The sequence below is a fragment of the Pseudomonas sp. DW-iso17 genome, assembly GCF_058725345.1.
This window is the reverse complement of record NZ_JBZXEA010000021.1, coordinates 536,166-554,215: the sequence shown is the minus strand read 5'-3', so window position 1 is coordinate 554,215 and position 18,050 is coordinate 536,166. Positions and strand designations below refer to the sequence as shown.

Sequence of the window (18,050 nt, the reverse complement as noted above, 5' to 3'; positions counted from 1 at the left end):
TTATCCCTTGGCAATTGGCAGATGACGCAACAGCCAGTTGTTCATGTCATGCACCACATCATCACGCCACGACAAGTGCCCCGGGGTATAACGAACCGAACTCAGGCCTTTTTGCTGTTTTTCCAGGATGCCAACATCTTCCAGAGCTACTGTGCCCCAGCGGTGGTAGTAAGGCTGAGCGCGCTCTTCAAAGTCGGGCAGCTCCAGCAAGTGTTTGGGGAAGCAGCCGCCCACCGACAAGTGCGTACGATCCACCGCAATCGGCCTTACTACCAGCCACCACATGCAATCTTGAGCGCAGCAGAATTGGGTAGTGGGCTCGACCAGAGTGAAGAAAGTGCCTTGTTTAGCCTGTTCGCTCAGGCCTTCAATTTGCGGAAAAGGCGCGTCCTGGGTTTTGTCGAGGACTGCGCTCGTCATCAACGACTGCACTTGAATGGCGTGCCATTCGCCTTTGGCTGCAAAGGTCAGGCTATTTTGCGCGCCTACGGTTTTGGCATGGACGATCCCGGTGTGATAGGTCTCCATTGCGTTTTCCAAAAGCAGCTTCCAGTTGCATTCGGCGATGATGTCTTTGCGCCAAACGCAGACCATATCCTCTAATTTGTTGGTCCCGACCAGCTCATCAAAGTCACCTAGATGGGTCATTAAATCCGGCGCGTTGTCGTCGAAATTTAAAAAGATATTGCCGCGCCACACGCTCATGCGAATCGGCACCAGCGCGTTATGTTCCGGATCAAAGCCCGGAACATCAGCCATCCCGGGCGCCCGCATCATGCTGCCATCCAACTTGTAGCTCCAGGCGTGATAGGGGCAGAGGATGTTGCGACGGTTACCGCAGCCTTCCAGCAGAATCGAGCCACGGTGACGGCAAAAGTTGGCAAAGGCGTGCAGCTCGCCTTGCTCATCACGGGTCAGCAGCACCGGCCCGCCCACGGTATCAATGGAGCGGTAGTCGCCCGAGCTGGCAAGCTCATCGGTACGCGCGGCAAAGAACCAGTTCTTTAAATGGATATGCTCCACTTCCTGTTTGAAGATTTCTTCACTGGTGTAGTAGTGCGGTGCAAGAGCACGGGCCTCGCCCAGTTCAGTGCCGCTCCAGAGGTACTTCGCAGAGTGGATCGTCATCATGCAACTCCAGTCACAGGTGTAGCGGCACCGCCGCCCAGATACAGTTGTTTTAAAAGGTCGGCATCCAGACTTGCACCGGAGCCTTGGTAGACAAGACGGCCCTGCCGCAGCACGTACGCGCTGTCAGCAATGGCAATTGCTTCAAGGGCGTTCTGCTCAACCATCAGCACCGTGATGCCCTTGTCGCGAATACTGGCTACCGCTTCCAGCACCCGGTCAATCATCTGCGGCGCCAGCCCCATGGTTGGCTCGTCCAGGATCAGGCATTGCGGGCGCGACATTAGCGCCCGGCCAATCGCAAGCATTTGCTGCTCTCCTCCGGAGAGGGTGCCGGCGAGTTGTTTGGCGCGGGTTTTCAGGATCGGAAACAGCTCGTGCAGCTCGTCGATATCACGGTCGATGGCGCGCTTGTCGCGCTGAATGTAGGCGCCCAGCAGTAAGTTCTCGGTGACCGTCATGCTGGCAAACACCAGCCGGCCTTCCGGTACATGGGCAATGCCCAGTTCGGAGCGGCTTTCAGCGCGTAACTTCAAAAGGTCGTGAGTGATATAGCGGATGCTGCCGCTGACCGGTTTCACCAGCCCTGAAATGGCTTTCAGAGTGGTGCTTTTACCTGCACCATTACTGCCGACCAGACTGGTGATCGTACCGGGCATCACCGCCAGACTGATATCGGTCAACGCTTCAACGGCGCCATAACGCACGCACAGGTTATCGACCTGAATTAATGGCGCAGTCATGCTTTGCCTCCTTTCACCTTTTGTTTGCCGAAGTAGGCGCTTTGCACGGCTTCATTGGCGAAGACTTCGGTCACGCTGCCTTCAGCCAGTTTTTGCCCGTGGTAGAGCACCGTGATCCGGTCGGCTAGACCATGGATGATGCTCATATCGTGTTCGACCAAAAGAACACTGGTGCCGTCGTCACGGATGCGTTTAATCAGGGCCGACAGCTCTTCCTTTTCGGCCAGGTTCATACCCGCCAAGGGCTCATCCAGCAGCAGAAGACGGGGGCGTGAGATCAGCGCGCGGGCAATCTCTACCCGGCGCTGATGGCCGTAGGCAAGGGTGGTGGGGGCACGCTCATCAAAGCTTTCATCCAGACCGACAAAGCGCAGAAGTGCTTTGGCTTGCTCAACCATCTGTGCCTCATGCACGCGCAGCGCCCGACGTAAAAACAGCAGGTGCCAGAGGTTTGCGTCAAAGTGCCGGTGGGCACCGACCAACACGGTTTCCAAGACACTCATCGCACCAAACAAACGGATGTTTTGAAAGGTGCGGGCCAGCCCTGCCTGGGCGATCACATGGGCTTCACGCCCACAGACTTCACTCCCGCTGATGGTCAATGACCCCGCTGTCGGTTTAACGAAACCAGACAGGGCATTGACCACAGTGCTTTTACCCGCACCATTGGGACCGATAAGCGCATGTATATGGCCCTCCCGGATACTGATATCCAGCCCGTCCACCGCCTTCAAGCCACCAAATGTCACGCTTAAACCTTGAGCATTTAGCAGGGCGTTCATTGCGCCACCAGCTTGACCCGCGCTTTGGCGGCAAGTCCTTGAGGTCGGTACAGCATCAAAAGGATCAACAACAGGCCCAGAAGGGCAAAACGCGCTTCAGGGAAGGCTTCAACAAAGGGCAAATCCAGCGCCAGCTGCAGGAACACCACCCAAATCAACGCGCCGATAAAGGGACCAATCAAAGTACCCAACCCGCCCAGAACAACCAGCATCAGCAGCAGAATGTTTTCAAACAGACTGAAGTTGAAAGGGCTGATGTACTGCTGGCTGTGGGCATAAAAGGTGCCAACCAGTCCACCAATAAAGCCACCGAAGGCGTAGGCATATAGCTTGTAGCGCGAGGTCGGGATGCCCATGGCTTCGGCAGCGTCTTCATCTTCACGTATGGCCACCCATGCCCGACCAACATGGGAGCGCACAATGCGAGCAATCACGAACACCACCAAGGCCGCCAGCGCCAACGCATAAAGGTATTGGGCCTGAGCGCTGGCCAACTCGTAACCAAACAGGTTTGGCAACGGGATATCGCGAATGCCCATCGGCCCCCGGGTCAGATCCACCCAGTTGATAGCCACGATGCGAATAATCTCGCCAAAGCCCAGGGTCATGATGGCCAGGTAATCGCCGCGCAGCTTTAGCGTCGGGTAGCCGATACACATTGCAGCCAGCGCTGCGAGTACACCGCCGACGATGAAGTTGGCGTACATCAGCCACCAAACCTCAGCAGATTCAATGCCGAAGCCCTGGCGCATCACCAGAATGAAGATGATTGAGGTGAAATAGGAGCCCACCGCCCAGAAGGCGACATAGCCCAGATCCAGCAAACCGGCAAAGCCCACCACCACGTTCAGACCGCTGGCGAGCATCCCGTAGATCAGCACGAAGATTAAAATCCGCAGCCAGTAGTCGCTGGTCACGACGAAGGCAAGACTAGCTGCAACAGCCACCAGAGCGATCATCAGCCAAGGACTTGGGCTGGCGAATTTACCTAGCAGGTGCTCAACGCGAGCCATCAACCAGCCGCTTTGCGGGCTGTTGCCCAACAAACTTCCACGCTCACCAGCAACGGTTTCCGGCCGGCCGAGCAGGCCTTGCGGGCGGAAGTACAGGAGCAAAATCAGCACACTGAAACTGATGGCGTCTTTCCAGGCGTTGCCGTTCGGCAAGTAACCACCACCCAAGGTTTCCATCATCCCCAGCAACAACCCGCCCAACGCAGCACCCGGAATGCTGCCAATGCCGCCCAAAACCGCTGCGGTCAGCGCTTTAAGCGCAGGTATAAAGCCCATAGTGGCGTGGGCAAAGCCGTAGGTTTGCGCGTAAAGAATCCCCGCCAGAGCGGCAAAACCTGAGCCAAGTAAAAAGGCGATGGCGATAATGCGGTTTACCGGGATGCCAATTAAGGTTGAAGCCGTGCTGTTGTCAGCCGTAGCCCGCATCGCCCGACCAAGGCGGCTGCGCGCCACGAACTGGTGCAACCCCAGCATCGCCACAACCGCCACGATAATGGTTAATGCTTCTGGCACAGTGAGATAGAGCGAGTTGAACAAGACGATCACTTCCATCTCTGAAAGCGGGTTTTCCGGGAAGCGCAGCTCTTCAGCACCCCAGATACTTTGCGCCCCGCTTTGCAGCAGCACAGAGATTGCGATAGAGGTAATTAAAGGCGCCAACCGCGGGGCGTTGCGCAGTGGCCGGTAGGCCAAACGATCCACCACAACGCCTAATATTCCAGCCAGAACAATTCCGAAAGCAGCTGCCAACGGTAGCGCGAAGTGCGGCATCGCCACCGAAACTCCAAACAGGCTGATCTGGTCGAGCATCAAGCTCACGGTAATAAAGGCGCCCAACATGAAGAACTCGCCAAAGGCGAAGTTCACCATGCGCACCACCCCGTAGACGAGACTGAAGGCTACGGCCGCCAGTGCGTATATCGCACCAATGGTCAGGCCGTTAAGCAAAAGCTGAGCAAAGTATTCCATGGCAAACCCATCTGTGTTGCACGAAAGCAGCGGCGCAGCCGCACGGCAAATGGGGCGGCTAGACCGCCCTGAGGTTTACTGGGTGTCGGCTAAGCGAAACGCGCCGTCTTTGACTTGCAAGAAGTACAAAGACCCCACGCGATCGCCGCTAGCCTCAAAGGTCGTTGGACCAGTAACGCCCGGAATATCTTTGATGGTGGAGAAGGCCTCATTAAGCGACTCACGGGTGAGTGCGCCCTGGCTCTTGGCTTGAGTCACCGCTGCGGCCAGAGTTTTACCGGCGTCATAGCCAAGGGCCGCCCAAGCATTGGGCTGCTCGCCATAGGCGCTTTGGTAGGCGTCGATAAAGGGGGCCGTGGTCTCGGTGGAAACCGACGGATCAAACATTCCGTAGGCGATCATGCCCTCCACCGCGCTGCGGCCCAGACTGATCAAATCAGGGTTGAGCGATCCGTCACTGCCTAGGAGCTGAACCTTGATTCCCAAGGCGCGTGCCTGTTCGGCAATTTTTGCTGCTTCAGAATAAAAACCACCGATAAAGATCGCGTCCGGCTTGGCAGCACGCGCCTTGATCAGCAGGGTTTTAAAGTCTTTGGTGCCCAGCAGGTAGCTTTCCTGACCAACAATCTCAGCGTTTTTCGCCGCAGCATCACTGAAGGCGCTTGATAGGCCGATACCATAGTCATCTTGCTGGTTGAGGATATAAACGCGCTTAAAGCCCAGCTTTTCCGTGGCGTAACGCCCCATGGTTTGCCCTTGGGTTGCATCGGTCATCACGTTGCGGCGGAAGTACGCACTGGCACCAGTTAAATCAGGACTGGTGACAGCAGAGGCCAGCACCGGCAATTTGCAGCGGTCAAACACCGGAACTGCAGCCAGTGCAATAGAGCTGAACGAGTAGCCCATCACTACATCAATGGACTCATCCGAGCAAAAGCGTTGTGCAATCAAAACACCTTCGCGAGCCTCACCACGGTCATCAGCCGAAGTCAGACTGAAGGTGGTGTCCGAAGTCTGATTGAGTTCAGTCAGGGCAATCTCTAGCCCCTTGCGGATGTTCAAACCAAATGCCGCAAAATCCCCTGACAGGGCTGCGGTAAAGCCAATTTTAACTTCCTCAGCAGCCACCTGCGTACTGATCAAGGGAAGAGCGGCCAAAGAACTCAGAGCCAGTCGTTTCAACATAAGCATTCTCCAAAGTCAGGATAAGCATGAAGACGATTGGGCAGCGTTAAGGCAATCAATTGGTCTTATTGGTTTGTTTTTTTATTCAGCATTTAGACCTGGATTTGATCTTGCCTTGCCTTGCTCTTGCTGGCAACCACTTATATGCTGGCTCCACTGAAAAAATTCACAAGAGCACATTGGTATGAATGGTTTGCCTGAAATCTTAATTGGTGCAAATGGTTCAGGTGGAAACAATGTCTTAGGCATCACCGCAGTCAACTCCAAAGAGCAGCTGCTGAGCCAGCTTTTGGGGGCGATGCGCACCGGCAGATTAAAAGTCGGAGACAGGCTTTTAAATGAGCGTGACCTGGCTGAATTTTCAACCCTTTCGCGGTCCACCGTGCGCGATGTCCTTAACACCCTTGAGAAGCAAGGGCTGCTAGAGCGGCGCGTCGGACGCGGTACTTTTCTGATCGCCCTTCCCGGGCATGAGCCGCTTGGAGAGCCGGGGAACGAATCCCTGGTTACGCCCGCTGAGCTGATTGAGTTTCGGCTGACAGTGGAACCGGCCCTGGCTGATTTGCTGGTGCTCAAATTGAGCGATGCTGAAATTGACAGGATTCGCGGTGAGCTGTTAGCAGGCCGACATGCCACCAGCTGGGATGAAGTGGAAAGGATCGACCGCGACTTCCACCTAATGCTCTACAGCGCCACACAAAACGCCATGTTCATCGAGTCCGGACGCAAGGTTGCGCGCATGCGCAACAACCCGGCCTGGCTGCGTCTTAAAGCTCATCGTTTTAACCGCGAGCGCTGGCTGGTGTTCCAGCGCGAACACGAAGCCATTCTGGATGCTCTCGCCATGCGCGATGCGCAAACCGTAGCCGACCTACTGCGCCACCATATCTCTGGGGTGCGTATGGATTACGCCCTGAACCGCTCTAACGCGATAAACGTACCCAAGGAGTAGCTGCTATGCCTGAGTCTTCGCACAAGCATCTTTTGTTTATTGACGGCCATTGGTGCTCAGGCCAAAAAGATGCATGGCTGGCAGTGGATAACCCCGCAACCAGCCAAACGGTAAATGAAGTGGCTGTTGCCGAAATCGAAGACTTGGATATAGCCCTAAACGCCTGCGCCAGGGGCTTTTCCGTTTGGCGCAAAACTCCCGCAATAAAGCGCGCGGATGTACTGCTTGAGGCGGCGCGACTGATCCGTGAGCGCCTTGAGTCGCTAGCGCAGACCTTAAGCCTTGAGCAAGGAAAACCCCTGCCTGAGGCACGCATGGAAATAAATTCCTGCGCCGAGCTTTTACAGTGGTACGCCGAAGAAGGGCGACGCGCTTGTGGTCGTCTGGTGCCGGCACGCGACAGCAAAGTGATCAACATGGTTCGGCGTGATCCGGTAGGGCCGGTGGCCGCATTTTCGCCGTGGAACTTTCCAGCCTCGCAAGCTGTACGCAAACTCGCGCCGGCCCTCGCGGCTGGCTGTTCGATTATCTTGAAAGGGCCAGAAGAAGCGCCGGGCGCGCTGATTGGGGTGGTGCAGGCACTGGTAGACGCCGGCCTGCCTGACGGAGTGCTGGCGTTGGTGTTTGGCCGGCCGGCTGAGATTTCTGCGCATTTGATTGCCTCACCGATTATTCGCAAAGTCTCGTTCACAGGCTCCGTGCCGGTTGGCAAGCTGATCGCCACCCAAGCGGCACAGAACGTCAAACCCTGCACTCTAGAACTCGGCGGACATGCTCCGGTTCTGGTATTCGAGGATGTGGATATCCTCGACTGCGCACAAAAGCTGGCACAGGCCAAGTTCCGTAACGCAGGGCAGGTATGCGTCTCGCCTACCCGCTTTTATATCCAGCAAAGTGTTTTTGCCGAATTCACCCAGGCATTTGTCGAGGCCGTACAACGTATAACCATTGGCGCAGCCCAAGAGCCAACCACACAAATGGGCCCACTAATCAACCAACGGCGCTGCGCGCAAATCGCCGACTTAGTCGCCGATGCCAAGGTCAAAGGCGCTACCGTCCTAACCGGTGGAGGGCCGCTAAGAGACTCCGGCTATTTTTTTGCGCCAACCGTGTTAACCAACGTTCCAGAAAACGCCCGCGCGTGGATGGAAGAACCTTTTGGTCCACTAGCGCTGCTGGCGCCGTTTAACTCGGTGGATGAGGCAATTGAGCTGGCCAACAACACAACCTTTGGTCTTGCTGCCTACGCCTTTAGCCACAACCTCGCAGTCTGTCATCGGCTAAGCGACGAGCTCATCACCGGCATGCTTGCCATTAATCACTTTGCGTTGGCCTTTGCTGAAACACCTTTTGGCGGTGTGGGTGAAAGCGGTTACGGGCGTGAAGGCGGCAGTGAAGGCTTGGATGTGTATTTGGTTAATCGCCTGATTACTCAGGCAGTGGCTTAGATTTCGGCTTTTGCGCTTTGTAAGCGAACGGGCATTACACCTTGCCGACGGATACCCAGTTGTGCGGCAGCAGCTCGGCCAGAGCGCTGGCCTTCTGTGTCGGCAGTCGCGTTAGCACATCCTTGAGATAGGCATACGGATCATGCCCATTCATCCGCGCCGACTGGATCAGGCTCATGATTGCCGCCGCCCGTTTGCCGCTGCGTAGCGACCCGGCAAACAGCCAATTGGAGCGACCTAGAGCCCACGGGCGGATCTGGTTCTCGACTTGGTTGTTGTCGATGGGCACGGCGCCGTCGTCCAGATAGCGCGTCAGCGCTACCCAGCGTTTGAGGCTGTAATCCAAAGCTTTCGCCGTGGCTGAGCCGTTGGGCACAAGATCACGCTGGGCCAGCATCCAGTCATGTAGTGCGTCGAGGAGCAGTGAAGCCTTTTCCTGCCGTATTCGCCAGCGTTCTTCATTGCTCATGTCGCGCACTTGGCGTTCGACTTCGTACAGCCCAGCGATAGAGTGCAGCGCCTGTTCGGCCAGTTGGCTTTTGTTCGCCGCGTGCAGATCGAAGAACTTGCGGCGGGCGTGAGCCATGCAGCCGATTTCGGTGATGCCTTGCTCGAAGCTGGCCTTGTAGCCAGCGAAGTCGTCGCAGACCAGCTTGCCATTCCACTGGCCAAGAAAATTGCGCGCATGCTCGCCGGCACGGCTGGGGCTGAAGTCGTAGACCACGGCCTTCAGATCGGCGAAGGGCGTGGTGCTGTAGGCCCAGACGTAGGCACGGTGGGTCTTCTTCTCGCCGGGCGCGAGCATCGAAACCGGGGTTTCGTCGGCATGGATCACGCGCTGGGCAAGCACCGCTTCGCGCAGCGCATTGAAATTCGCCTACGGTCTGTCTGACTTTGCCGTGTAAGGTTTACGATATCGGCTCCAATCTGCCGGGAGCCCCGATTTCCATGCGTGGCGCCGATATCACTCAGGAATCCTTGTTCACTGTCGCCAAGCTCGATGACTTCGTGCCAGCGACTCACCCCCTGCGCGCCATCCGCAAGCTGGCAGACACCGCTCTGCAGCGGATGAGCGCCCTGTTCGACACATTGTATGCCGACACCGGCCGCGCCTCGATCGCCCCCGAGAAGCTGATGCGGGCGCAGTTGCTGCAGTTGTTCTACTCGCTGCGCAGCGAGCGGATGCTGATGGAACAGCTGGGCTACAACCTGCGGTTCCGCTGGTTCGTCGGCCTGGCCATTGATGATCCGGTGTGGGATCACTCGGTCTTCTCGAAGAATCGTGACCGCCTCAATGCCCAGGCAGTGGCCGCCGAGTTTCTGAGCGAGGTGGTACGCCTGGCGGAGAAGCAGGGGCTGATCTCGGATGAGCACTTCTCGGTCGACGGCACATTGCTGCAAGCCTGGGCCTCTCAGAAGAGTTTCCGTCCCAAGGACGATACGCCAGACGACCCGGGCCCCGGCCCGCGCAATGCCCAGCCGGACTTCAAGGGGCACAAGCGCAGCAACGACACCCACGCCTCGACCAGCGATCCGGATGCCCGGCTGTACCGCAAGAGCCACAACACCGGCGCGCAGCTGAGTTACATGGGGCATGTGCTGATGGAACACCGCAGTGGCCTGGTGCGCAGTGCTCATGTGACTCTGGCCGGTGGTCGTGGCGAACGCGAAGCCGCGCTGGCGATGCTGAGCAAGCTGGGTGGTCGCCGTCGACGCACCTTGGCTGCGGACAAGGCTTACGACACGGCAGACTTCGTGGCCGCCTGTCGTGCCCTCGGCGTGACACCCCATGTTGCGCAGAACACCAATGGTCGTCGCAGCGCCATCGATGGCCGTACCACGCGCCACGCCGGCTATGGTCTGAGCCTGAAGATTCGCGCCTGGATCGAAACCCACTTCGGCTGGCTCAAGGCGGCGGCAGGCCTGCGCCAGGTGAAGCAACGCGGACTTGAGCGTGTCGACGCGCTGTTCCAGCTGGCCATGGCGGCAAGCAACCTGGTGCGTCTGCCGAAGTTGCTGGCTACAGGCTCAATGGCATGAGCGCGTTGACGGGGAAGGTGCGCCTGGAGCACACCAAATCGGGCTATTTCCATCGATTGGCGCCCTAAACGGGAAGTAAACGAGCGCGACCGCTGCTGCCAGAAGCAGTGGACGTAATCATCGCGGCGAATTTCAACAGGCTGCTAGGGTCTGTTGCCGTTTCGCGCCAACAAATGGTGGTTTCGTCGGGGATGCGCTCCAGGTTCAGCCCGGCAAACTGGCGCAGGATCGTGGTTTCGTACAGCGCTTCCTCCATCGCTGGATCGCTGTAGCCGAACCAGTTCTGCAGCAGATGCACACGCAGCATCGCCATCAACGGGTAGGCCGGACGGCCACCTTCACCCTTCGGATAATGTGGCTCGATCAAAGCAATCAAGCCTTTCCACGGCACCACCCGATCCATCTCGATCAGGAACAACTCCTTGCGGGTTTGCTTGCGCTTGCCAGCGTACTCGGCGTCGGCGAAGGTCATCTGCTTCATCGGGAAACTCGGTGGGTGGGGTCGCGGTATTTTGCCAAATCAGAAAGTCTTTTTCAGAGTTTCCCTAGGCTGACAAGCCAAGCGCTGGATCGCAACCATCCATCACCTTATCCAGCTAGATCTGCCTCCTCCAATAAGTGCCGCACAAATCCCGGCGGGTGCAGATTTCCGGGAGGTTTGCGCCAGATCAGTTGGAGACGCTTTTCAAGCCCCGGGATGGGAAGAGCTACCAGCGCGCCACTGCGAACTTCGTCTTGTACTGCGGAAGCCATCACCAACGACACGCCGAGTCCCGCCCTCACTGCTTGTTTGACTGCCTCGGTGCTGCCTAGCTGCATACCGCTGCGAGGCACGCCCAGTTCGCCAAAGTATTCGGTCAGAAGCCGTCCGGTACCGCTACCCGGTTCACCTCCCAGCATCGGCAGGTCCACCAGACGATCACGTTCTATGCACCCTGCTTCAGCCAGCGCATGGTCGGGGCTGACGATAAGCACCAGCGGCTCGACCCGCCAGAGGCGGTGTTCGAAGTCGGGGTGAGGTAGCCACCATTCCATGATCGCGGCGTCGAGCTGGCCCGCCAGTAGCTGGTCGGCCACATCCGGGTTGGCGGCGATGCGCAGATCCACCTCGCCCCTCTCATTTGCGGTCGTCAGATAGTTGCGCACGAATGGCTGGAGAAGGTAGGTGCCGATGTTGGAGCTGGCCCCGACGCGCTCACGATTGCCATGCAGGGCTTCTAGCGCCCGGGCGTGCATGTCGAGCAAGGCGGTCGCATGCGGCATGAAGGCCAGCGCCCGTGTGGTAGGCTGGCAGCCGCTACGACTGCGCTGCACCAGCGTTACGCCGACCTGCTCTTCAAGCTTCTGCAAGTGCTGCGACACCGTCGGCTGGGCCAGCCCCAACGCCCTCGCCGCGCTCTGAAAACTGCCTGTTTGAACGATCGCTACCAGGCTCTTCAGCCAGACCGGATTCAACATGCGGCAGGCTCGGCCTTGGGCAGACGGTTCGCAGCGTTGATTGGGCGCGCACCTGCCAATACCTGGATGATGTTCTGCGCTGCACAACGTTCAATCTCCAGGCGCACCGCGCGCACTGCCGACCCTATGTGCGGAGTGAACAGCGTATTCGGATGCGCGAGCAGCGCAGGATCGATCAGCCGCGGCCGGTCCGCGCGAGCCCAGTCTTCCATTTCGAATACATCCGCCGCATACCCTCCGAGCTGGCCTCGCTCAAGCGCCGCGAGCACGGCGGCTTCATCCACTACCGAACCACGACAGGGGTTTACAAGCAGAGCGCCCGGCCGTACGAGGGCAAGCAGCTCGGCGTTGACCAGATGCTGGGTATCGGCATTCAAGGGAAGCGCCAGCAGGATGAAGTCCGAGCTGGCGAAGAGTTCGCTGCACGCCACCTGGCGCAGGCCGAGCCGTTGCTCGGTTTGTGTATCCAGAGCCTTCGCCTCGTGGTACTGCAGGGTCGCGCCCCATCCCTGCAAGCGATCAGCCATGGCCAGTCCGATGGCGCCCATGCCAAGGATGCCGACCGTAGCGTTATCCAGCCCCGTGCCGTAGAACTGTGGTTGCCAGCCCTGGAACTCGCCAGAGCGGACGAACGCATCTGCTGCCCGCAGATGCCGCCCCAGCCCCACCGCCAGTCCGATCGCCAGCTCGGCAGTCGGGACCGTCAACAGATCAGGCACGAAGGTCAGCCAGACCCCGCGGGCAGTACAGGCGTCCACATCGAAATTGTCGAAGCCCTTGAGCGCGCAGCCGACTACACGCAGCTCAGGGCAGGCTTGAAGAAAGTCTGCATCGACCCGATCGGGCATGAACGCCATCATCGCCTGAGCATCGCGGCAGCGGCGCAGAATTTCCTCGCGCGTCAGCGTGCTGTCGGTCTGGTTGGTCATCAGCTCGCAATGTGGCGCCAGCAGTTGCAGGATCTCATCGTGTACTCGGTGAGTTATAACGAGTTTCGGCAGCATGGTTTGTCCTATTTGAAACGTTTGCGCAGCACGCCACTGAAGGCGTCTACTAGCGTGACCATGGCCAGGATGACCAGCAGGATTGCTGCAACCTCCTGGTACTGCATGATGCGCAGCGAGCCCATGAGTTCGAAGCCGATACCGCCAGCGCCAACCATGCCCATCACGGTGGAGGCGCGAAAGTTGTATTCCCAGCGGTAGATCGCCACGTCGGCGAACTGCGGCGTCACCTGTGGCAAAACCGCGTGCAGCAGCACTTGCATCGGCGTAGCCCCCGCCGCCCGAGCGGCTTCCACCGGCGCTTCGTCGACGTGCTCGATGGCCTCGGCGAAGAACTTGCCGACCATGCCGACCGAATGCAGACCCAGGGCAAGCACGCCCGGCAAGGCGCCGAACCCTACGGCTGCAACGAAGATGATGCCCATGATCAGCTCCGGCACCGACCGCAGGGCATTGAGCAGCACCCGGGCAACACCGAACACAAGGGGGTGCGGCGCCGTATTGCGCGCTGCAACGAAGGCCACCACCAGCGAGAACACCACTGCGATGGCCGTACCGGCGATGCTCATCGCCAAGGTGTCGATCAAGGGGCGAATCCAGCTTCGATAGCCCGAAAAGTCTGGCGGCATGGCCTCGCCTGCCAGGGTCGCGATGGAGGGCAGCCCGTTCAGCAGCGTGGTGGCATCGAGCAGCCCCACGTACCAGCAGGCCAACAGCACCACTCCGAATACAATCGCCACCTGCCCCAGCTGGCGCCACCAACCGAGGCCGAAGCCTCGAAGGATGTGCTCGCGTTGCTCTGCAGGCAGCGCCTGCACGTCGTAATGAGTAGACATATCGGTGCTCACATCGTGGCGAAGTCGAGGCCGAGCAGCGATCCCATGTTGCGGATCACATCGTAGTCGGCGTCGGTGATTGGCGCGAAGGCCTCGGCCTTGAAGTTGCGCAGCACTTCGGGATCGTCGATACCGACGAATACATCCCGCACCTTGGTTTTCAGCTCGGGGCTCAGGTTCGAGCGCATCGCCCAGGGGTACTGGGGGTATTCGCCGCTGTAACCAAGTACTTTCACCTTGCTCGGATCGATTAGGCCACTTTCGGCTACGTGATTGAAAATTACCTCCGACAGCCCACCCGCATCGGCGTTGCCGTTCGCCACGTTGACGGCAACGGCGTCATGCGTGCCCACAAAATGTTGTTCGTAGTCCTGCCCACCCGTCAAATCGGCCGTCTCAAGAAGCACGGTTTTGGGAATCAAATGGCTGGACGTCGATGCCCGGTCACCATAGGCCATCTTCTTGCCCTTAAGGTCGGCATACTCATTCACGCCTGACGCCACATTGGCGATAATCACCGAGCGATAGGTCGGCTTGCCGTCGATGACCATGGCAGCGAAGGGCTCGATGTCGCTTTTGCTTTTGGCCATGACGTAGGACAGCGGACCGAAATACGCCAGGTCGATACGGCCAAAGCGCATCGCCTCAATCATCGAGGAATAGTCGGTGGTTACGATCAGCTGCACCTTCTTGTCCAGATGCTCTTCCAGATAATCCTTCAGCGGCTGGTTACGCTTGATCAGCTCGGAGGCGTTTTCGTCCGGAAGCAGGGCAACCTTTAGCACATCCGGATCGGCATCGGCCGCTAGGGCGGACAAACTTGAAACAGCGGACAGCAAGCAAGTCAATAAGAGCGCGGATAAGCGTTTCATCGGGACATCTCCAGTGAAGATTCGAGCATGACAGGTGGTTCAGCCGGAGCATTCGCTGGCTGAGTCGTAGAGCGGCCTGCATAGATGCGCTCAAGCTGCGCATCGGTGAGTTCCGAGGGCGCGGCATCGAAAACGATCTGAGAATCGGCCAGCCCGACGACGCGATCGGCGAAGCGGCGGGCATATTCGAGTTGATGCAGCGAAACGATGGCGGTGATGCCGTCTTCCTTGCAGATGTCGCGCAGCAATCCGAGAACACGGACCGAAGTGGCCGGGTCGAGACTGGCTACCGGCTCATCGGCCAGAATGATCGCCGGCTGTTGCGCTAGCGCACGCGCGATGCCTACCCGCTGCTGCTGGCCACCGGACAGTTTGTCCACCCGGCTTAGCGCCTTGTCTGCCAGACCGACCCGAGCGAGGCAACTGAGCGCAATCTCCTGATCGGCACGCGGCAGAGGAAACAGCGAGCGGAGCGTGTTGTGAAAGGCCAGCCGACCGGTAAGCACATTAGCCAGTGCGCTTTGACGTTCGATTAGCTGGTGGTGCTGAAAGATCATGGCGGTACGCCGACGATGCTGACGCAAGGCCGAGCCGCTGCCGAGCTCACCGAGTTCGCTGGTGACACTGCCGCCAGTGGGCGTGACGAGTCGATTGAGACTACGGAGCAAGGTCGACTTGCCTGCGCCCGAGAGACCAAGCAGCACGGTGAACTCACCACGCCGAAATGCAATCGAGGTATCGCGTAGGGCTGTCACGCCGCCTGGATAGACGACGCTCAACCGGTCGACCCGCAGCACGGCGTCCTGTATCGGATGGGGCGTCATTTGATCACCTTTCGCAATATTGCTGGCCGCACAATTGCGGTTCGCGATGCAAAGGGTAGAAATTCCTTGTTAACGCACTGCTTCTAAAGGATGACATTTCGATGAATACTTCGAATCTGCCGTAGCGGGGCGGCAAGCGAAGCCGTGGAAGAACGGGCGCAACGTAGCGTCTTTCTTCACGCGGGATACAGGAGGCTTTGATTGATACTGCTGCGGATTCGCTACAGTAACGTTGGGCCAGAACGTAATGCCATCCAAGCAAGAGAGCGCACACTAGCGGACTATAGGAGACATTCTATTCTTGCCCGTCGATTGACCTAGGCCGTTATGTGGCTGGTCGAAACCTTCAGGTGCCGCCCAACTAGACGTCTGTTGTCGCGCCCAGCTTAATGCTAGGGAAACTCTGAAGAAGACTTCCAGATTTTGGCAAAAGACCCGGATTCCACCCGCTGAGTTTCCCCATGAAGCAGATGACCTTCGCTGACGCCGAGTACGCCGGTAAGCGCAAACAAACCCGCAAAGAGTTGTTCCTGATCGAGATGGATCGGGTGGTGCCGTGGAAGGGTTTGATTGCCTTGATCGAGCCGCATTATCCCAAGGGTGAAGGCGGTCGTCCGGCCTATCCGCTGATGGCGATGCTGCGCGTGCACCTGATGCAAAACTGGTTCGGTTACAGCGATCCAGCGATGGAAGAGGCGCTGTACGAGACCACCATCCTGCGCCAGTTCGCGGGGCTGAGCTTGGAGCGTATCCCCGATGAAACCACCATCCTCAACTTCCGTCGTTTGCTGGAGAAGCACGAACTAGCCGCCGGCATCTTGGCTGTCATCAATGGCTATCTGGGCGACCGAGGGCTGTCGCTGCGCCAAGGCACGATCGTCGATGCCACGCTGATCAATGCCCACGACGGATTGTTACGCTTGCGGCCACCGCGTGGATTGGTGGCACAGACCGAGCAGGGTGTCCTGGATCTATGGAAGCTTGCCCGTTTTCTTGGTGAAGCACCGATCCCGGAGCGGGCCTTCCTGGATGGCCTCACCTTGGAAGGTCCCTTGCGAGCGGTCTTGCTGGTGGAAAACTCTGGCGCTTGGCGTGACCTGCCGATGCTGGACGGATGGCTTTTGGCTCATGTCCCTGGCTGGGACAACGAGTTGTTCTACCTCGGCGACGATCTCTGCTGCGGTGCAGCCCAGGGGGTTAGCTAGCTTGATCAGGGTGGTGATCGTTGGCTGGTTGATGCCCCGTTCCATCAGGCTGACGTAGTTACGCTGCAATTCCGCCTCATGGGCCAATTGCTCCTGGGTTAATCCTGCTTCGACACGCCGTCTGCGCAGGACCTTTCCGAACGCCAATCCGACTTCCACAGATGACTCCCCAAAAGGGAGGACTATCTGGGCGGCGCCATCTCTGGTCTTCACAGTATATTGTGAATTTGGTAAAACGTGACCTCATGGCATGACGTCACCCCAGCGAACTGCAGGGCTGCCTTCCTACATGCCGTCTTCGTAATCGGCTGTAATTCAGTGCAAACAATTAATTTTCGATAAATAAGCAGTTAAATAGAAGGATGTTAAAAGTATATGAGGATTATTGGCATAGCTGCTTATGTGTCATTTGCATTTTTTTTGCAATCAGGAGCCTTCGCTGGCGAAACTGGGGTTCAGCAACTTGTTAAAAGATGCGAGGCTGCTTCCAAGGCTCGCGGGTCCTCACCTGCGCTCTGTTCGTGCACGTTGGAAAGAATGCAGGAGTATGGGTTCACTGATTCGGAGATTGTTAATTTTTCTCGACGAGACTTTAAGCCAAAGGATCTACATGAAACTGAACGCCATATGGACTACAGCATTAAGGTTCGATTAATAGCAGGGCAATGTGGCTGATTAGCTTTCCCACAGTCGTCAGTCTAGGCGTACGTAATTGATTATGTGATTTACCGTAAAGGATTTTATGCGGAACTTTCCTAGGTTTGTTTCATTAGCTCTTGCTGGCTCTATTCTTGCTGGTTGCGGCAGTGAGGATTTCACAGGTGCGTATCGTTATAAGATACCCGGTAGCGAGAGGGTAATGGTTCTCAACGTTCACGGTGATGAGGCCGAGATATTTGGAGAGGATGTGAACGACGGTCGCATCAAGCCGCTGGTTAAAATGAATATTTCAGTAAAAAATAAAAAGTTACTCCTTGATGATGTTAATAGTTCCGAGCGCTTGGCCCTCACGCGAAATGTAGATGAGCAGAGTGTCGATTGTCTCAACTGCAAGGTGCTTGGCATCAATGACGCATCGGTTTGGAAGTATGACCCTCAAGGGCCCTATGACGTAGAGCAGATGCTGAAAGACCAAGCACTCAAGGATGAAGAAGCATTAAATGCCGAACTGCTCAAGATGCAGGAGCAAATTTATGAGCAGGCCAAGCGAGACGAAGAAGCCGCCAAACTAGGTCCCTATGAAGGGGATTGGGTTTATCAGAGGACAACGAAACAAGACCCCTTGATCATCATGACTATCTGGCGCAAAAGTCAGATTAAACGCTGGTCGTTCCGATTTGAATCCATGGATCGCATAGGACAGGAAGTACCAGGGTTCGAGGTCTCAGATGTTGGATTGAAGGTCAAAGTTGGCTCTGAGAGCCGCCTATACAACCTCAGCCCTGATAAGCAGATATTGACCTGCGCTAACTGCAATAGGCCTGAGCGCTGGGTCAAGGCTGACCACAAGAAAGACCTAAGCGATCGCCATTACGCTCGACAGATGGCTGGTAATCCGTAAATCGTAAGAGACCCTGTCCAAATTTGCATT

Annotated in this window: 15 protein-coding genes and 3 pseudogenes; 5 read left to right on the top strand and 13 right to left on the bottom strand. The window is 57.5% G+C overall.

The features are described from left to right. The 5 genes from AC4PS6_RS16880 to AC4PS6_RS16860 all read right to left on the bottom strand — a co-directional run bounded on the left by AC4PS6_RS16880 (position 1) and on the right by AC4PS6_RS16860 (position 5,820). A complete protein-coding gene (locus tag AC4PS6_RS16880; RefSeq protein ID WP_049878502.1) occupies positions 1-1,131 on the bottom strand; it encodes an aromatic ring-hydroxylating oxygenase subunit alpha in 1,131 nt (376 codons plus the stop codon). Further along, the gene (locus AC4PS6_RS16875) at positions 1,128-1,871 is read right to left on the bottom strand and encodes an ABC transporter ATP-binding protein (RefSeq protein ID WP_033982761.1); all 744 of its coding nucleotides are present in this window, start codon (positions 1,869-1,871) and stop codon (positions 1,128-1,130) included. Before AC4PS6_RS16875 ends, AC4PS6_RS16880 begins: the two co-directional genes overlap by 4 nt. Further along, complete coding sequence (locus tag AC4PS6_RS16870) at positions 1,868-2,653, bottom strand: ABC transporter ATP-binding protein (protein WP_033982762.1); 786 nt, start codon at positions 2,651-2,653, stop codon at positions 1,868-1,870. The genes AC4PS6_RS16875 and AC4PS6_RS16870 overlap by 4 nt, the downstream gene beginning before the upstream one ends. Continuing rightward, positions 2,650-4,635, bottom strand: coding sequence for an ABC transporter permease (locus AC4PS6_RS16865; RefSeq protein WP_033982764.1), 1,986 nt, complete (start codon positions 4,633-4,635; stop codon positions 2,650-2,652). Before AC4PS6_RS16865 ends, AC4PS6_RS16870 begins: the two co-directional genes overlap by 4 nt. A 75-nt stretch (positions 4,636-4,710) precedes the next feature. Further along, entirely contained in the window at positions 4,711-5,820 is a 1,110-nt protein-coding gene (locus AC4PS6_RS16860) for an ABC transporter substrate-binding protein (RefSeq protein WP_033982765.1), read from the bottom strand. A gap of 184 nt (positions 5,821-6,004) precedes the next feature. On the opposite strand from AC4PS6_RS16860, the gene AC4PS6_RS16855 reads away from it, so the two are divergent. Both AC4PS6_RS16855 and AC4PS6_RS16850 read left to right on the top strand, forming a co-directional pair. Further along, positions 6,005-6,772 (top strand): FadR/GntR family transcriptional regulator, encoded by a 768-nt coding sequence (locus AC4PS6_RS16855; RefSeq protein WP_033982767.1) that lies wholly within the window; start codon positions 6,005-6,007, stop codon positions 6,770-6,772. A 5-nt stretch (positions 6,773-6,777) separates the two neighbouring features. After that, positions 6,778-8,220 (top strand): NAD-dependent succinate-semialdehyde dehydrogenase, encoded by a 1,443-nt coding sequence (locus AC4PS6_RS16850; RefSeq protein WP_033982769.1) that lies wholly within the window; start codon positions 6,778-6,780, stop codon positions 8,218-8,220. A 34-nt stretch (positions 8,221-8,254) separates the two neighbouring features. Here the strand turns inward: AC4PS6_RS16850 and tnpC are convergent. Further along, a pseudogene (gene tnpC / locus AC4PS6_RS16845) lies at positions 8,255-9,088 on the bottom strand (IS66 family transposase); the annotation flags it as partial. 80 nt (positions 9,089-9,168) lie between these two features. Between tnpC and AC4PS6_RS16840 the strand changes: the two are divergent. Continuing rightward, complete coding sequence (locus AC4PS6_RS16840; protein WP_054881258.1) at positions 9,169-10,260, top strand: IS5-like element ISPa8 family transposase; 1,092 nt, start codon at positions 9,169-9,171, stop codon at positions 10,258-10,260. Between the two features lie 172 nt (positions 10,261-10,432). Here AC4PS6_RS16840 and AC4PS6_RS16835 read toward each other — a convergent pair. From AC4PS6_RS16835 to phnC, 6 genes and pseudogenes are all read right to left on the bottom strand, one after another. Next, positions 10,433-10,741 (bottom strand): annotated as a pseudogene (locus AC4PS6_RS16835) (IS5/IS1182 family transposase); the annotation flags it as partial. Between the two features lie 107 nt (positions 10,742-10,848). Continuing rightward, on the bottom strand, positions 10,849-11,718 hold the full coding sequence (locus tag AC4PS6_RS16830; protein WP_010466239.1) for a LysR family transcriptional regulator: 870 nt from the start codon (positions 11,716-11,718) through the stop codon (positions 10,849-10,851). After that, positions 11,712-12,722: a phosphonate dehydrogenase PtxD gene (gene ptxD, locus AC4PS6_RS16825; RefSeq protein ID WP_003118429.1), complete on the bottom strand. Its 1,011-nt coding sequence runs from the start codon at positions 12,720-12,722 to the stop codon at positions 11,712-11,714. Before ptxD ends, AC4PS6_RS16830 begins: the two co-directional genes overlap by 7 nt. 8 nt (positions 12,723-12,730) lie before the next feature. Further along, positions 12,731-13,558 carry a phosphonate ABC transporter, permease protein PhnE gene (gene phnE / locus AC4PS6_RS16820; protein WP_010466252.1) on the bottom strand — a complete coding sequence of 276 codons (828 nt, stop codon included), beginning with the start codon at positions 13,556-13,558 and terminating at the stop codon, positions 12,731-12,733. Positions 13,559-13,566: 8 nt separating this feature from the next. Next, positions 13,567-14,430 (bottom strand): phosphate/phosphite/phosphonate ABC transporter substrate-binding protein, encoded by an 864-nt coding sequence (gene phnD / locus AC4PS6_RS16815; protein WP_054881257.1) that lies wholly within the window; start codon positions 14,428-14,430, stop codon positions 13,567-13,569. Next, positions 14,427-15,254, bottom strand: coding sequence for a phosphonate ABC transporter ATP-binding protein (gene phnC, locus AC4PS6_RS16810; protein WP_054881256.1), 828 nt, complete (start codon positions 15,252-15,254; stop codon positions 14,427-14,429). The genes phnD and phnC overlap by 4 nt, the downstream gene beginning before the upstream one ends. Positions 15,255-15,715: 461 nt before the next feature. Between phnC and AC4PS6_RS16805 the strand changes: the two are divergent. Then, positions 15,716-16,156 (top strand): annotated as a pseudogene (locus AC4PS6_RS16805) (IS5-like element ISPre1 family transposase); the annotation flags it as partial. A 69-nt stretch (positions 16,157-16,225) separates the two neighbouring features. Here the strand turns inward: AC4PS6_RS16805 and AC4PS6_RS16800 are convergent. Further along, positions 16,226-16,618 (bottom strand): helix-turn-helix domain-containing protein, encoded by a 393-nt coding sequence (locus AC4PS6_RS16800; protein ID WP_223656455.1) that lies wholly within the window; start codon positions 16,616-16,618, stop codon positions 16,226-16,228. A gap of 700 nt (positions 16,619-17,318) precedes the next feature. Here AC4PS6_RS16800 and AC4PS6_RS16795 point away from each other — a divergent pair. Beyond that, positions 17,319-18,020 (top strand): hypothetical protein, encoded by a 702-nt coding sequence (locus tag AC4PS6_RS16795; protein WP_082422839.1) that lies wholly within the window; start codon positions 17,319-17,321, stop codon positions 18,018-18,020. The last annotated feature ends 30 nt before the right edge of the window (positions 18,021-18,050 follow it).

What these genes read in the sequence shown, in the direction of transcription:
- ptxD (WP_003118429.1), bottom strand. Translation starts at nt 12,722, where the DNA reads ATGCTGCCGAAACTCGTTATAACTCACCGAGTACACGATGAGATCCTG.
- AC4PS6_RS16865 (WP_033982764.1), bottom strand. Translation starts at nt 4,635, where the DNA reads ATGGAATACTTTGCTCAGCTTTTGCTTAACGGCCTGACCATTGGTGCG.
- AC4PS6_RS16860 (WP_033982765.1), bottom strand. Translation starts at nt 5,820, where the DNA reads ATGTTGAAACGACTGGCTCTGAGTTCTTTGGCCGCTCTTCCCTTGATC.
- AC4PS6_RS16870 (WP_033982762.1), bottom strand. Translation starts at nt 2,653, where the DNA reads ATGAACGCCCTGCTAAATGCTCAAGGTTTAAGCGTGACATTTGGTGGC.
- phnD (WP_054881257.1), bottom strand. Translation starts at nt 14,430, where the DNA reads ATGAAACGCTTATCCGCGCTCTTATTGACTTGCTTGCTGTCCGCTGTT.
- AC4PS6_RS16850 (WP_033982769.1), top strand. Translation starts at nt 6,778, where the DNA reads ATGCCTGAGTCTTCGCACAAGCATCTTTTGTTTATTGACGGCCATTGG.
- phnE (WP_010466252.1), bottom strand. Translation starts at nt 13,558, where the DNA reads ATGTCTACTCATTACGACGTGCAGGCGCTGCCTGCAGAGCAACGCGAG.
- AC4PS6_RS16880 (WP_049878502.1), bottom strand. Translation starts at nt 1,131, where the DNA reads ATGATGACGATCCACTCTGCGAAGTACCTCTGGAGCGGCACTGAACTG.
- AC4PS6_RS16855 (WP_033982767.1), top strand. Translation starts at nt 6,005, where the DNA reads ATGAATGGTTTGCCTGAAATCTTAATTGGTGCAAATGGTTCAGGTGGA.
- phnC (WP_054881256.1), bottom strand. Translation starts at nt 15,254, where the DNA reads ATGACGCCCCATCCGATACAGGACGCCGTGCTGCGGGTCGACCGGTTG.
- AC4PS6_RS16840 (WP_054881258.1), top strand. Translation starts at nt 9,169, where the DNA reads ATGCGTGGCGCCGATATCACTCAGGAATCCTTGTTCACTGTCGCCAAG.
- AC4PS6_RS16830 (WP_010466239.1), bottom strand. Translation starts at nt 11,718, where the DNA reads ATGTTGAATCCGGTCTGGCTGAAGAGCCTGGTAGCGATCGTTCAAACA.
- AC4PS6_RS16875 (WP_033982761.1), bottom strand. Translation starts at nt 1,871, where the DNA reads ATGACTGCGCCATTAATTCAGGTCGATAACCTGTGCGTGCGTTATGGC.
- AC4PS6_RS16795 (WP_082422839.1), top strand. Translation starts at nt 17,319, where the DNA reads ATGGTTCTCAACGTTCACGGTGATGAGGCCGAGATATTTGGAGAGGAT.